At 72.2% G+C, this 12,929-nt stretch carries 13 protein-coding genes; 7 read left to right on the forward strand and 6 right to left on the reverse strand.

Features of this window, described 5'->3' with window-relative positions:
* Positions 1-18: 18 nt before the first annotated feature.
* Positions 19-651, reverse strand: a complete 633-nt coding sequence (locus ACFRAC_RS06145; RefSeq protein WP_382921455.1) for a VOC family protein — start codon at positions 649-651, stop codon at positions 19-21.
* Between the two features lie 105 nt (positions 652-756).
* Between ACFRAC_RS06145 and ACFRAC_RS06150 the strand changes: the two genes are divergently transcribed.
* Positions 757-1,398 carry a ThuA domain-containing protein gene (locus ACFRAC_RS06150; protein ID WP_382921458.1) on the forward strand — a complete coding sequence of 214 codons (642 nt, stop codon included), beginning with the start codon at positions 757-759 and terminating at the stop codon, positions 1,396-1,398.
* A gap of 101 nt (positions 1,399-1,499) precedes the next feature.
* Here the strand turns inward: ACFRAC_RS06150 and ACFRAC_RS06155 are convergent, their stop codons facing one another.
* A complete protein-coding gene (locus ACFRAC_RS06155; protein WP_382921461.1) occupies positions 1,500-2,642 on the reverse strand; it encodes a ferritin-like protein in 1,143 nt (380 codons plus the stop codon).
* Between the two features lie 284 nt (positions 2,643-2,926).
* On the opposite strand from ACFRAC_RS06155, the gene ACFRAC_RS06160 reads away from it, so the two are divergent.
* Entirely contained in the window at positions 2,927-4,486 is a 1,560-nt protein-coding gene (locus ACFRAC_RS06160; protein ID WP_382921464.1) for a carboxylesterase/lipase family protein, read from the forward strand.
* Positions 4,487-4,523: 37 nt separating this feature from the next.
* Here ACFRAC_RS06160 and mmuM read toward each other — a convergent pair whose 3' ends face one another.
* From mmuM to ACFRAC_RS06175, 3 genes are all read right to left on the reverse strand, one after another.
* On the reverse strand, positions 4,524-5,447 hold the full coding sequence (mmuM, locus tag ACFRAC_RS06165) for a homocysteine S-methyltransferase (protein WP_382921467.1): 924 nt from the start codon (positions 5,445-5,447) through the stop codon (positions 4,524-4,526).
* Positions 5,448-5,627: 180 nt separating this feature from the next.
* Positions 5,628-6,425: a hypothetical protein gene (locus tag ACFRAC_RS06170; protein WP_382921469.1), complete on the reverse strand. Its 798-nt coding sequence runs from the start codon at positions 6,423-6,425 to the stop codon at positions 5,628-5,630.
* Positions 6,418-7,212 carry a FadR/GntR family transcriptional regulator gene (locus ACFRAC_RS06175; RefSeq protein ID WP_382921472.1) on the reverse strand — a complete coding sequence of 265 codons (795 nt, stop codon included), beginning with the start codon at positions 7,210-7,212 and terminating at the stop codon, positions 6,418-6,420. Before ACFRAC_RS06175 ends, ACFRAC_RS06170 begins: the two co-directional genes overlap by 8 nt.
* 101 nt (positions 7,213-7,313) lie before the next feature.
* Here ACFRAC_RS06175 and ACFRAC_RS06180 point away from each other — a divergent pair, with 101 nt between their 5' ends.
* The 5 genes from ACFRAC_RS06180 (at position 7,314) to ACFRAC_RS06200 (ending at position 12,205) form a co-directional block, all read left to right on the forward strand.
* Complete coding sequence (locus ACFRAC_RS06180; protein WP_382921475.1) at positions 7,314-8,351, forward strand: ABC transporter ATP-binding protein; 1,038 nt, start codon at positions 7,314-7,316, stop codon at positions 8,349-8,351.
* 67 nt (positions 8,352-8,418) lie between these two features.
* Positions 8,419-9,606, forward strand: coding sequence for an ABC transporter substrate-binding protein (locus ACFRAC_RS06185; protein ID WP_382921478.1), 1,188 nt, complete (start codon positions 8,419-8,421; stop codon positions 9,604-9,606).
* A gap of 7 nt (positions 9,607-9,613) precedes the next feature.
* Positions 9,614-10,498, forward strand: coding sequence for an ABC transporter permease (locus ACFRAC_RS06190; protein WP_382921481.1), 885 nt, complete (start codon positions 9,614-9,616; stop codon positions 10,496-10,498).
* A 35-nt stretch (positions 10,499-10,533) separates the two neighbouring features.
* Positions 10,534-11,349 (forward strand): ABC transporter permease, encoded by an 816-nt coding sequence (locus ACFRAC_RS06195; protein WP_382921484.1) that lies wholly within the window; start codon positions 10,534-10,536, stop codon positions 11,347-11,349.
* Positions 11,350-11,779: 430 nt separating this feature from the next.
* Positions 11,780-12,205 (forward strand): NUDIX hydrolase, encoded by a 426-nt coding sequence (locus ACFRAC_RS06200; protein WP_382921487.1) that lies wholly within the window; start codon positions 11,780-11,782, stop codon positions 12,203-12,205.
* Here ACFRAC_RS06200 and ACFRAC_RS06205 read toward each other — a convergent pair.
* Positions 12,192-12,920: a hypothetical protein gene (locus tag ACFRAC_RS06205; RefSeq protein WP_382921490.1), complete on the reverse strand. Its 729-nt coding sequence runs from the start codon at positions 12,918-12,920 to the stop codon at positions 12,192-12,194. The genes ACFRAC_RS06200 and ACFRAC_RS06205 overlap by 14 nt on opposite strands.
* Positions 12,921-12,929 lie beyond the last annotated feature (9 nt).

Raw genomic sequence — 12,929 nt, forward strand, 5'->3', positions numbered from 1 at the left:
CGGGGCCGCGGCCCGCGCTCAGCCGAAGGTCACCGGCCCCCTGGGCGTGTCCACTGTGAACGACAGGCCGACCGGGCCCGTCGTGAGGGCGAGCTCCGTGCCGAGCGACCGCACCAGGGGCCGGATCCCGTCCGGGTCGGGCGCGCTCCCCGACATCGTCAGCAGGGGGGTGCGGGGCAGGTCCGCGGCCGTGGGGTGCGGTGCGTCGCCCCAGTCGATGAGGAAGGGCACCAGACCGGACGGATGGGCGTCCTCGCCGTCGGTGAGCCGCCACCGCAGCAGGGTGCCGTCGGGCCGGCGCCTGCTCATCGGCGTCGCGGGACCCGGGTCGTACCCCTGATCCCGCGCGGCCGCGATCGCCGCGTCCAGATCCGGCGGGGCGATCGCCCAGGTGAGGGTGCGCGCGGTGGTGAGCCCGTCGACCTCGAACGGCCTCGGACCTCCCGGAGCGCACTGCTCCGGGTCCGGGCCGATGATCTCCAGATAGCTGCGGTCGCCCAGCGCCACCAGGTGGTTGCGGGTGCCGCGTCCGACATGCACACCGCCGGGGGCGGGCGCCACCCCCGTGCGCCGGGTGAACTCGGCGACGGCCGCGGCGAGATCGGGGGCCGCCAGGACGAGATGGTCCAGGAACGGGGGGATGGCATTCATCCCGGCCGAGGCTACGCAGCGCCCCCGCCCCGAGGGAACACCCCCGCGCGGGCCGGGAGTTCACAACGGGACGGCCCGGCGGACCCGCCGTCTACGCTGGACCGCATGGCCGTACGACTCCTCGTCTTCACCCGCACCACCGACTACCGGCACGCGTCCGTCCCGGCCGGGGTGGAGGCGCTGCGCACGCTCGGCGGCTTCGAGGTGGACCACACCGAGGACCCGGCGGCCCTCGAACGCCCCCTCGACGGCTACGCGGCCGTCGTCTTCCTCTCCACCAGCGGCGACGTGCTCACCCCTGCCGGACGCGACGGGCTCCTCGCCTACGTCGGCTCCGGCGGCGGCTTCGCCGGCGTGCACGCGGCGGCCTGCACCGAGTACGGCTGGCCCGCCTACGGCGACCTGCTCGGCGCCCGCTTCGACCGGCACCCCGCGTACCAGCCCGGCAAGGCCGTCGTCGAGGACCACCACCACCCCGCCACCCGGCACCTGCCGCCCGTGTGGGCGCTCACCGACGAGTGGTACGACTTCCGCCGCAGCCCACGCGGCGCCGTCCGGGTGCTGGTCTCCGCCGACGAGTCGTCGTACGACGGGGGCGGCATGGGCGACGACCACCCGCTGGCGTGGTGCCGCGAGCACGGCGCCGGGCGCGTCTTCTACACGGCCCTCGGCCACGCCGCCGAGCTGTACGACGACCCCGCCTTCCGCGGGCATCTGCGGGGCGGGATCGGCTGGGCGGCGGGCTGACGGCGTCCCGGCCGGACTCCCGCTTACTGGTTGTAGGCGGGAGCCCGGCCGGTGCGGCGAGGGTGCGTGCCGGACGGCAGGCGGGACGTCGCGGGCACGACCTAGCGGCGTGGCCGGGGCAGCGCGTGGAACTGGGGGCCGTAGGTGCCCCGGCGGTCCGGCAGCGGGGTCTCCATCAGCTCCACCGCCGGGCCCTCCAGGCCGCGCATGGTGCGGATGCCGGCGCCCAGACTGCGGTGCCCGCCGCCCGCCCAGGTGTCGTCCAGGGAGTCCAGCACCGTGCTGTACATGGCGTCGAAGCGGAACAGCAGCCCTCCGATGTGCACCGACGCGCGGGGCCAGCCGCCCACCGGGACCCGCGCCATCGGGCGCGCGACCGGGAACGGCACGGGCGGGCCGACGTACCGCCAGCCCTCGTCGGTCCGCCGCAGCTCCCGGCCGTGGTAGATCTCCCCGAACGCGTAGTAGTGCGCCGGGTTGTCGTCCGAGAACGAGTCGTTCGGCGAGGACGCCGTGCCCTCGCCCTGCTCCCGGATGACCTCGATGGCGTGTTCGACGTCGTCCAGGGTCCGCACGGTACGCAACTCGTCGGAGCCGATGCGCTGGCTCACCTGCCCCCGCGTCGACAGCTCCGGCCGCACCGCCCGGAAGGCGCCCAGCATGCCCTCGTAGAACTCGCCGACCGTCGGGGACGTCTGCGCGCTGCGGACCAGCGACTCCTCGGGCGCCTCGATCGCCATCATCACGTCCCGGACGAAGGGCTTGGTGAGCCCCGACAGATAGACGTTCACACCCGCCCGCACCCCGCCGGGCAGCGGCCCCGGGTAGACGGGCGCGGCGGCCTTGACCTGCGGCCGGCCGCCGATCGCGACCAGCAGGTTGCAGACGATGCCCAGGTGGTACATCTCGTCGCCGACGATGCGCCGGATCATCCGCGCGACCTCGCTGCGCTGGTCCTTCACCGACCACCAGCCGCACAGGTAGGGCGGGATCGTGGCGAGTTCCAGGCCGATGGCGACCTGGAGCGCGGACCGCAGCCAGGCGACCCCGCGGGCGTCCTCGGGGACGGCCATCAACCGGGCCACCGACCCGAGCCGGGCCGCGGCGGCCGGCGCACCCGCCGGGGGCGCGGCCTGCGCGGTGCCGGCGACCGCGGCCGGCGCTCCGGCCGCCAGCGCGGCCGACGCCAGGAAACTCCTGCGCTTGAACGGGCCAACCGCCGGCTCGTCCGGCTCTTCGCTCATACCCGTCTACCTCGCCTCAGCTCATAGGGCGGGCCCCGCCCTGTGCTCGACGCATCCCTACGGGGCCCCTGCGACAGCTCGCGAAGCTAGCAGCGATCAGGGCCGCCACCAGGGCACACGTGCCGAGCGGCGCCGCGACCACCCGGCCGGTCCAACGCCGTGCCCCGACACCGTGTCGTACGCCGAACGGCCGTCTCGGGCCCCCGTCCGATGGAATATCCGGCCACAATGAGGTGCTCTGATCTTCACGGTGCACGAGCGCGGTGGAGGAGGCTGACGGACGTATGACGGCACTCCGGACGGACCCTGTGGTGAGCACGCCCCACGGCGCGGTACGGGGCAGATACGAGCACGGTGTCGCGGTGTTCAAGGGCATCCCCTACGCGGCGCCCCCCTTCGGCCCGCGCCGGTTCCGGCCGCCGGAGCCGCCGGAGCCCTGGGACGGCGTGCGCGACGCCCGCGCGTTCGGCCCGACCGCGCCCAAGCCGCCCTATTCCGAGGCGTTCGCGCAGTACCTCTCCGACCCGTCCGTGCCCGGCGACGACTGCCTCAACCTCAACGTGTGGACACCCGACCCCGCTCCCGGCGCCCGGCTGCCCGTCATGGTGTTCCTGCACGGCGGCGCCCTCACCCGCGGCTCCTCCGGTGTGCCCGTGTACGACGGGCACGCCTTCGCCCGCGACGGGATCGTCCTGGTCTCGGTGAACTACCGGCTCGGCGTCGAGGGCTACGGCTACTTCCCGGACGCCCCCGCCAACCCGGGCCTGCGCGACCAGCTCGCCGCTCTGGAGTGGGTGCACGCGTCCATAGCGGCGTTCGGCGGCGACCCCGACCGCGTCACCCTGTTCGGGCAGTCCGCCGGCGCCATCAGCACCGGCGCGCTGCTCGCCGCCCCGCAGGCCCAGGGCCTGGTTCGGCGGGCGATCCTGCAGAGCGGGCCGCCCGAGGCCGGCGAACGGGACAAGGTGCGGCGCATGGTGCGCCGGATGGCGACCCGGCTGAAGATCCCTGCCACGGCCGCCGCCTTCGCCGAGGTCGACCGCGAGCTGCTGCTGCGCACCCAGGGCGAGGTGGGCCGGCTCAGCTCGCCCGTGCTGGGCGGACCCGCCTTCGGGATCGTCGTCGACGGGGACCTCGTGCCCCGCGACCCGCTGGAGGCGCTGACCGAGGGCGGCGCCGCGGCGGGCGTCGAGCTGATGATGGGCTGGACCAGGGACGAGTACCGGCTGTGGCTGGTGCCCGGCGGCCTCCTGGAGCGCGTCGACCGGCTGGGTGCCGTCGCCCTCGCCGGAGCCATGGCCCGCTGCCACGTCGGCGCCGACGTGGCCCGCGGCTACCGCGCGCTGCACCCGGAGGCCGGCACCGCCGAGATCGTCGGCCAGATGGTCACCGACCACCTGCTGCGCGTCCCCCTGCACCGCCTGGCCGACGCCCGCCCCGGATCGTCGTACGTGTACGAGTTCGCGTGGCCCTCCAACCTGCCCCACCTGGGCTCCTGCCACGCCCTGGAGCTGGGCTTCGTCTTCGACACCGGCGACTCCCCGGAGTCCTGCAAGCTGGCCGGCGAGGGCGCCCCGCAGGAGCTCGCGGACGAGATGCACGGGGCGTGGGTGCGTTTCGCGACGGAGGGCGACCCCGGCTGGCGGCCCTGGGACCCCGCCCACCCGGTGCGGATCTTCGGCGACGGCGAGACCCGCACCGACCTCGGCCCCCGCGACGCCGAACTGGCCCTGTGGACGCCCCGCCCCGTCCCCGTCCCGGCCGACGGCGCCCCCGCCCGGGGCACGGAGATGCGGCCGCTGGTCCGCCGCCTGCGCCTGCCGGGAGCGGTCCGCCGGCACTGAGGGAGCGGACACCGGGGGACCCCCGCGAGACGGGGTCTCACGCCCGGGGCGTCAGTGTCCGTGCGATGGCGGTGATCGTCTTCGGGCCGACCCGGCAGCAGCCGCCGATCAGGCGGGCGCCCGCCGCCTGCCAGGCGCGGGCCAGTTCGGGGGCGAGGGTGGTCCGGCCGTCCCAGGTGCGGGCCTTCGCGTCCCAGGACTCGCCGCTGTTGGGGTAGACGACCACCGGCCGGCCCATCACCCGGGCGGCGATCTCGACGGCGCCCTCGACGTCCTCGGGGGCGCAGCAGTTCACCCCCACCGCGATCACCTCGCCGGCGCCGGCGGCGAGCGCGAACGCCTCCTCCAGAGGCTGGCCGGCGCGGGTGCGGTCGCCGCTGACCGAGTACGACAGCCAGGCCGGGACGCCCAGCCCGCGGACCGCCCGCAGCAGCGCCTCGGCCTCGTCGGCGTCCGGGACCGTCTCCAGCGCGAGCACGTCGGGCCGGGCCGCGGCCAGGAGCTCCAGCCGGGGCCGGTGGAACCGCTCCAGCTCGGCGACGCTCAGCCCGTACCGCCCTCGGTACTCGGAGCCGTCCGCGAGCATCGCCCCGTACGGCCCGGCGGACGCCGCCACCCACAGCGGCCGGCCGATCCCGCGGGCCCGCGCCCGCCGGGCGGCCTCGCGCGCCAGCTCCACGCTCGACGCGATCAGCCCGGCGGCCCGCTCACGGTCCAGCCCGCGCCGCGCGAAGCCCTCGAAGGTGGCCTGGTAACCGGCGGTGATCGCCACGTCCGCGCCCGCCTCGAAGTAGGCCAGGTGGGCCTCGACGATCGCCTCGGGCTCCTCCGCGAGCAGCCGGGCCGACCACAGCTCGTCGCTCAGGTCGTGGCCCATGGCCTCGAGCTGGTTGGACAGACCGCCGTCGAGCACGACGGTGGTCGAGGCGAGGGCGTCGGCGAGGGTCGGCGTGCCGTTCATGTCCGCGACGGTAGCCGAGGCGCCGTGCGACGACGCGGTGACGTCGCAGGGGGTCTGGCGCGGTGAGGTCGAGGTCGAGGCGCTGGGCCGACGCGGCGGTTCGACGCCCGGCGAATACGTCATGTCCGCACAGTCCCGCCCGCTGTCCGGCGTCCGGCACGCTCCCGCGAACTCGGAGACCTACGCACGCCCTACCGGCGGAGTCGTGACCAGGATGAGGGGGATGTCACCGCAGGGTCGCAGCCGCAGCCGGCCGTGTTCGACGCCGTCCGCCGGTCCGGCCAGTACGGCCCCGAAGTCCGGGCCCTTGACGAGAGAACCGGCCAAATAGTCGGCACAGGCCGAGGCAGCGACACGGCCGCGCGCGTTGACGAGGAAGGCAGGGCCGGGCAGCTTCTGCATGACCGGCATCACCGCCGCCTCGAAATGCGAGAGGTAGACGTCCGCCGCGGCCACTCCCGTGAAGCGGCCCCCGACCGTCACCGGCACGGACAGGGTGAGGCTGTACTCGTCGGAGCAGAGATAGTCCACGTACGGCCCCGCGACCGCGCGCCGCCCGGTGTCGCGGGCCAGTGTGAACCAGTCCCAGTGGGTGTAGTCGGAGTACGCCGAGTGCTCCGGGTCCAGGTCCAGCACCAGCGGGCGCACGGCACCGCCCGCGCCGATCTGCCACCATTCGAGCCATGCCGATACGTCGGCGAGCAGCCCCGGAGCGGCCACGAAACCGGCGCCGGAGACCAGATCGAGTCGCGTGAGCCGGGTGTGCAGGCCGGGGCGGAGCGCGGCGAGGTCGCCGGTGAGGGGCCGCCGGCCGCTCTCGGTGGCCGAGGCGAGGAGTGCCGCCGCGTCCGTACCGGTCTCGGAGACGGCGTCGAAGACGCCCTCCAGGGTGTCGCGGACGCAGGCTGCCACGTCGGCGGCCGTCACCTCGTCAAGGATGTCGGGTCCGCCGCCTGTGGGACGGGGACTGCTACCCATGGGTGTTCTCCTGGGGATGGGGACCACCAGCGGAGCTGGAGGAGCCGAGGCGGAGTTCGACCAAGCGCGCCATGCACAACTGGACGCACCCCTCGATCTGGGCTCTCGCCTGCTCGTCCGCACCATCTTGCAGTGCGGAGATCACGGTGCGGTGACGATCGCACACGTCCTTGAGATACCCCTCCTCGCCGAGCACGAGAGACAGCAGCGCCCCCACCTCTGTCTGGATGCCGATCTCCTCCCGGGTCAGCCGCGCGGACTGGGCCGCGGCGGCCAGTTCCACGTGGAAGCGCCCGTGCACCCGGCTGCGTGCCGCGCCGTCGGCCGCCTCCGTCAACTGCTCGACAGATCTGCGCAGTGGGAGCAGATCCCCGGGCTCGGTGCGCTGGGCCGCGAGCCGGGCGGCGGCCCCCGAGATGGCGGCCCAGTGGTCGCCGAGGTCACGGAGTTCCTCGGTGCTCCAGCCGGCGAGGAGGCTCCGCAGCCGCTCCTCGGCGGGGCCCTCGGGAACGGTGACGAAACTGCCTCCGCCCCGCCCCCTGCGGGTGGTGACCAACCCCTGCTGGCGCAACGCCATCAGTGCTTCACGCAGCGTGACGGTCGAGACGCCGAGCTGGGTCGCGAGGTCGGACTCGCCGGGCAGTTGCTCCCCGTCCGCCAGCAGCCCGAGCTCGATGGCGTCGCCGAGCCGCCGCACCACCGCGTCCACCCGCGCCTGATTGTCGACGGGTGTGAAGACGGTCCGCCGGGCGCCACCCGGGTCTCGCGTCACGGTAACCACCCCCATGTTCGTTGACTCAAGCTTTACCTTAGCGGGGTATTGAAACTAGAACTATGACTTCATATGTTTAAGGTCAACGTCCGGCAGCGCCAGAAAGGTTCCCGCCCATGGAAGGGAAAGCCGTCCGACTGCAGAGCCTGTGCAAGTCCTTCGGGCAGACGAAGGCGGTAGCCGGAGTCGATCTGGACATCGCGGACGGCGAGTTCTTCTCGATGCTGGGGCCGTCCGGATCGGGCAAGACCACCGTGCTTCGGATGATCGCCGGCTTCGAGCTGCCCACCAGCGGCACCATCGAACTCGCCGGGAGGGACGTGACCCGCCTCGCCCCCTTCGAGCGGGATGTGCACACCGTCTTCCAGGACTACGCGCTCTTCCCGCATATGACGCTCGAACAGAACGTCGCCTACGGCTTGAAGATCCGCAAGGTTCCCAAGGCCAAGCGGCTGGAGCGGGCCCGCGAGGCCCTGGCGAGCGTGCGGCTCGAAGGCTACGGCGACCGCCGGCCGTCCCAGCTCTCCGGAGGCCAGCGGCAGCGCGTGGCGCTGGCCCGGGCCCTGGTCAACACGCCCAAGGTGCTGCTGCTCGACGAGCCGCTGGGCGCCCTCGACCTCAAGCTGCGCGAGCAGATGCAGATCGAGCTCAAGGAGCTGCAGCGCGAGGTCGGCATCACCTTCGTCTTCGTCACCCACGACCAGGACGAGGCGCTGACCATGAGCGACCGCATCGCGGTCTTCAACCAGGGCCGCATCGAGCAGGTCGGCACCCCCGCCGAGATCTACGAACGTCCCGCCACGCCCTTCGTCGCCGGTTTCGTCGGCACCTCCAACCTGCTCACCGGCCAGGCCGCGGAGCGGGTGGTGGGCACGGCCGGCACCTTCAGCATCCGTCCGGAGAAGATCCGCGTGCTGAAGGAGGACCAGGACAGCAGCGAGCCGGGGTGCTCCAGCGCCGTCGGCACCGTCGCTGAGGTCGTCTACCTCGGGGACGCGACTCGTTTCCTCGTGGATCTCGACGCCGGGGGGCGGCTCACCGCCCTCCAGCAGAACCTGGAGACCTCGTCCGAGGACGTCGCGGCCTATCGCGGCGCGCGGGTCAGGCTCCAGTGGCAGCCACGCCACAACGTCCGTGTTCCCGAAACGCAGTGATCGCACCACCCCGCACGTCCTGTCGCCGCCACCTTTCCTCCCATCCCCTGTGGAGCTCTCCGTGCGCATGTCCCGTTCGCTGAAGGCCGCCACCGCGGTCGGCGCCCTCCTCCTCGCCACCGCCTGCGGCTCGTCCGGCACCTCCTCGTCAACCGACGGCTTCAACCCGCCCGACCTCAAGGCGCAGAAGAAGCTCGGCAAGACCGAGGGCCAGGTGAACCTCATAGCCTGGGCCGGCTATGTCGAGGACGGCTCCAACGACCCGAAGGTCGACTGGGCCAGCGACTTCGAGAAGCAGACCGGCTGCCAGGTCAGCACCAAGACCGCGGCCACCTCCGATGAGATGGTCAGCCTGATGAAGTCCGGTCAGTACGACGCGGTCTCGGCCTCCGGCGACGCCTCGTTGCGCCTGATCGCCTCCGGCGACGCCGCGCCCGTCAACACCAAGCTCGTCCCCAACTACAAGGACGTCTTCGCCGGTCTCAAGAACCAGGACTGGAACTCCGTCCACGGTGTCCCGTACGGCATCCCGCACGGCCGCGGCGCCAACCTCCTCATGTACAACACGGAGAAGGTCTCCCCGGCCCCCGACTCCTGGTCCGCCGTCTTCGACAAGGCCTCGGCCCACAAGGGCAAGGTCACCGCGTACGACTCACCGATCTACATCGCGGACGCCGCCCTGTACCTGATGAAGAGCAAGCCGTCGCTGGGTATCAAGAACCCCTACGCCCTGGACCAGAAGCAGTTCGACGCCGCCGTTCAGCTGCTCAAGGAGCAGAACGCCAACATCGGGGAATACTGGGGCGACTACCTCAAGGAGATCTCCGCCTTCAAGAGCGGCAACTCGGTCGTCGGCACTGCCTGGCAGGTGATCGTCAACGCCGCACAGGCGGAGAAGGCCCCGGTCGAGGCGGTACTGCCGAAGGAGGGCGCGACCGGCTGGTCCGACACCTGGATGATCTCCGCCAAGGCCAAGCACCCCAACTGTGCCTACAAGTGGATGGACTGGATCATCTCTCCCAAGGTGAACGCCCAGGTCGCCGAGTACTTCGGCGAGGCCCCGTCCAACGCCAAGTCCTGTGCCCTGACCTCGGTGAAGGACCACTGCGCCACGTACCACGCGGCCGACGAGCCGTACTGGAAGAAGGTCCACTTCTGGACCACGCCCGTCCCGCAGTGCCTGGACGGCCGCAAGGACACCAAGTGCGTGCCCTACAGCAAGTGGGTCCAGGCATGGATCGAGATCAAGGGCTGAGCATCACATGACGAAGACCGTGCCGACCGCCGGATTCGTCCGGCGGTTCGCCGGGACCCTGCACCGCCGTCCCCGGCTGCAACTGTCCCTGCTGCTCTCCGCGCCGCTGGCCTGGCTCGTCCTCGCCTACCTCGGCTCGCTCGCCGCGCTGTTCATGTCCGCGTTCTGGACCACGGACAGCTTCACCTCAAGCGTGGTGAAGGTCTGGAACACGGACAACTTCACCGCCCTGTTCACCACCGACGTCTACCGCCAGGTCGCCCTGCGCAGCATCGGCGTCGCCCTCGTGGTCACCGTCCTGTGCGCCGTGATCGCCTTCCCGGTCGCCTTCTACACGGCCCGGATCGCCCGGCCCAGATGGCGGCCCCTGCTGGTGGTCGCCATCCTCACCCCGCTGTGGGCCAGCTATCTCGTCAAGGCGTACGCCTGGCGGCTCATGCTCGCCGAGGGCGGTCTGCTGGACTGGCTGCTCGCGCCCCTCGGCCTCCACGGACCCGGCTACGGACTGACGGCCACCGTCCTGGTGCTGACCTACCTGTGGCTGCCGTACATGATCCTGCCGATCCACGCCGGGCTCGAACAGCTCCCGGCCAACCTGCTGGACGCCTCCGCCGACCTCGGCGCCCGCACCGGGCGGACCTTCTGCCTGGTGGTGCTGCCGATGATCCTGCCGTCCATCGCGGCCGGCTCGATCTTCACCTTCTCGCTCAGCCTCGGCGACTACATCGCCGTGCAGATCGTCGGCGGCAAGACCCAGCTGATCGGGAACCTCATCTACTCCAACATCACCCTCGACCTGCCGCTGGCCGCGGCGCTCGGCACCGTACCCGTGGTGATCATCGTGTTCTATCTGCTCGCGGTGCGCCGCACCGGAGCCCTCAGCAGCCTCTGACAGCCTCTGACGGTACGCAAACCGAAGGCCCCTCGATGAATCTCTCCCGCCCCGCGCGTATCACCGTGCGCATCGCCGCCGTGCTCGGCTTCGCGGTCATCTACGTCCCGCTGCTGCTGGTCCTGGTCAACTCCCTGAACCCGGACCGCAGCTCGGGCTGGCCGCCGCCCGGACTCACCTTTCACTGGTGGGGCGACGCATGGCGAAGCACCGGTGCCCGCGCCGCACTGTGGACCTCGGTCAAGGCCGGGCTCGGCGCCACCGCGATCGCCCTGGTCCTCGGCACGCTCATCGCCTTCGCCGTCCAGCGCTTCAGGTTCTTCGGCCGGGAGACCATCTCCTTCGTGATCGTCCTGCCGATCGCGCTGCCCGGCATCGTCACCGGCGTCGCGCTCAACACCGCCTTCCGTACGGTCCTCGAACCGCTCGGCGTCGGCCTCGGCATGTTCACGGTCGTCGTCGGTCACGCCACCTTCTGCGTCGTGGTCGTCTTCAACAATGTGGTCGCCCGGCTGCGCCGACTGTCCGGCTCGTACGAGGAAGCCGCCACGGACCTGGGCGCACACACCTTCCGCGCCTTCGTCGACGTCACCTTCCCCCTGGTGCGTTCCGCGCTCGTGGCGGGCGGGCTGCTCGCCTTCGCCCTGTCCTTCGACGAGATCGTGGTGACGACCTTCACGGCCGGGCCCGGCGTCCAGACCCTCCCCATCTGGATCTTCTCCAACATGGCCCGGCCCCAGCAGGCGCCCGTGGTCAACGTGGTCGCCGCGGTCCTCGTCCTGCTGTCGGTCATACCGATCTACCTCGCCCAGCGGCTGTCATCCGACACCGCCTCGGGCAGCAGGATCTGAGGAACCCCCATGACCCGGGGCTCCCGCGACGCTCCGGACCCGTGGGGTCCCGGCTGATGCCGCATCCCTGCGAGCAGGTTCCGGAGGAGGGACGTCCCGTCGGGGAACCCTCGAGTTCGGCCGGCACCGGCCGGCCGGCCGCGCCGCGAAGCCGAGCCGTGACCTGAGGCTTCGGCTCCGGGCGCGTGGCAAAGTGCCGCCGGAGCTCGGGCTCGGGCGCGACCCCGTAACGGTCGAGGCAGTACGCGATCTGATCGGACCGGACCCGCGTTCCGGCGGTACGAACGATGGCGGGCACCACTCCGCCGCGTCCGGGGTCGACACCATCCGGCTCCGGCGGCGGGAGTGGGGTACTAGGTCCCTGTTAGCCTGGAACCGTCCCCGGGTATCAGACCCTTTGGACTCATCACCGGCGAGGGACCGAGGAACCATGGCCATGGACATCCCCGGCGACAGGCGACTGGCGGCCGCCGTCGTGATGGACGAGGACCGGCGTGTCCTCCTGGTCCGCCGCAGCGCCAAGGAGCGTTTCCTGCCCCGGGTGTGGGGCGTCCCCTGCGGAAAGCTGGAGCCCGGCGAACGCCCCGAGGACGGCGCGTTGCGGGAGCTCAAGGAGGAGACCGGCCTGCTCGGCGAGGTCGTCCGCAAGGTCGGCGAGTCGTCGTTCGTCAGCGACTACCGGGGCCACGAGATCAAGAACTGGCAGGACAACTTCCTGGTCCGCCCGCTGACTTCCGCGATCACCCTGCCCGAGCCCGACCAGGACTCCGTCTGGCTGAGCCGGGCCGAGCTGACCACGGTGGACGTCGACGCCTACAACCTCGACGTCGTCCGGCAGGCCTTCAGCCGGACCTGAGACGGTCCGCGAGGTCCCGCAGCGCCGCCAGGTACTCCGCCACCGCCAGCGGCACCTTCGCCACCGCCCCCGGATGCGGGCCCGCCGCCGTGAACACGTCGGTGCGCCGCCGCCGTCCGGCCCCCGTCTCCAGGAACAGCGTCACCGTCGGCTCGTCCGTGTCGCACCACGCCCGGTGCAGGGTGTGCGCGGGCAGCGCGTACGAACTGCCCGCCGCGTACTGGCCGGTGTGCGTCAGCCGCAGCCGCGCCTCGCCGGCCGCCACCAGCGTCCAGTCCGCCGACCCCCGCGCCAGCGACTCCTCGTAGCGGGCCGCCGCGACACCGGCACCGTCGCCGGACACCTCGTACAGCTCCATGGCCAGCCGGCCCCGCACGACGTAGGAGGCCAGCGGGGAGCGGTGGTTGTGGATGTCCTCCTTGCCGATCGCGCCCGCGTCCGGATGCCACACATGGGCGCGCAGCATGTGCCGCGGCCCCGCGTCGATCAGCAGCAGCTTGTCGAAGCCCAGCACATGGCGGTACGACAGCCTGGCCGTGCCCTCCGGATCGCCCGCACCGGAGGCCAGTTCGGCGACGAGCGCCGACAGTGCGCCGTCGGCACCGAGTTCGCCGACGACCCGGCGGGCGGCCGCCGCCAGCTCGTGCTCGGGCAGCTCACCGTCGAGCGCCTCGGCCAGCAACCGCCGTGCCGCCTGGATCCGCCGACCACCCATGCACCCGTC

Origin of the sequence: Streptomyces sp. NPDC056628, from assembly GCF_042792555.1 — a bacterium.
GTDB lineage: Bacteria > Actinomycetota > Actinomycetes > Streptomycetales > Streptomycetaceae > Streptomyces.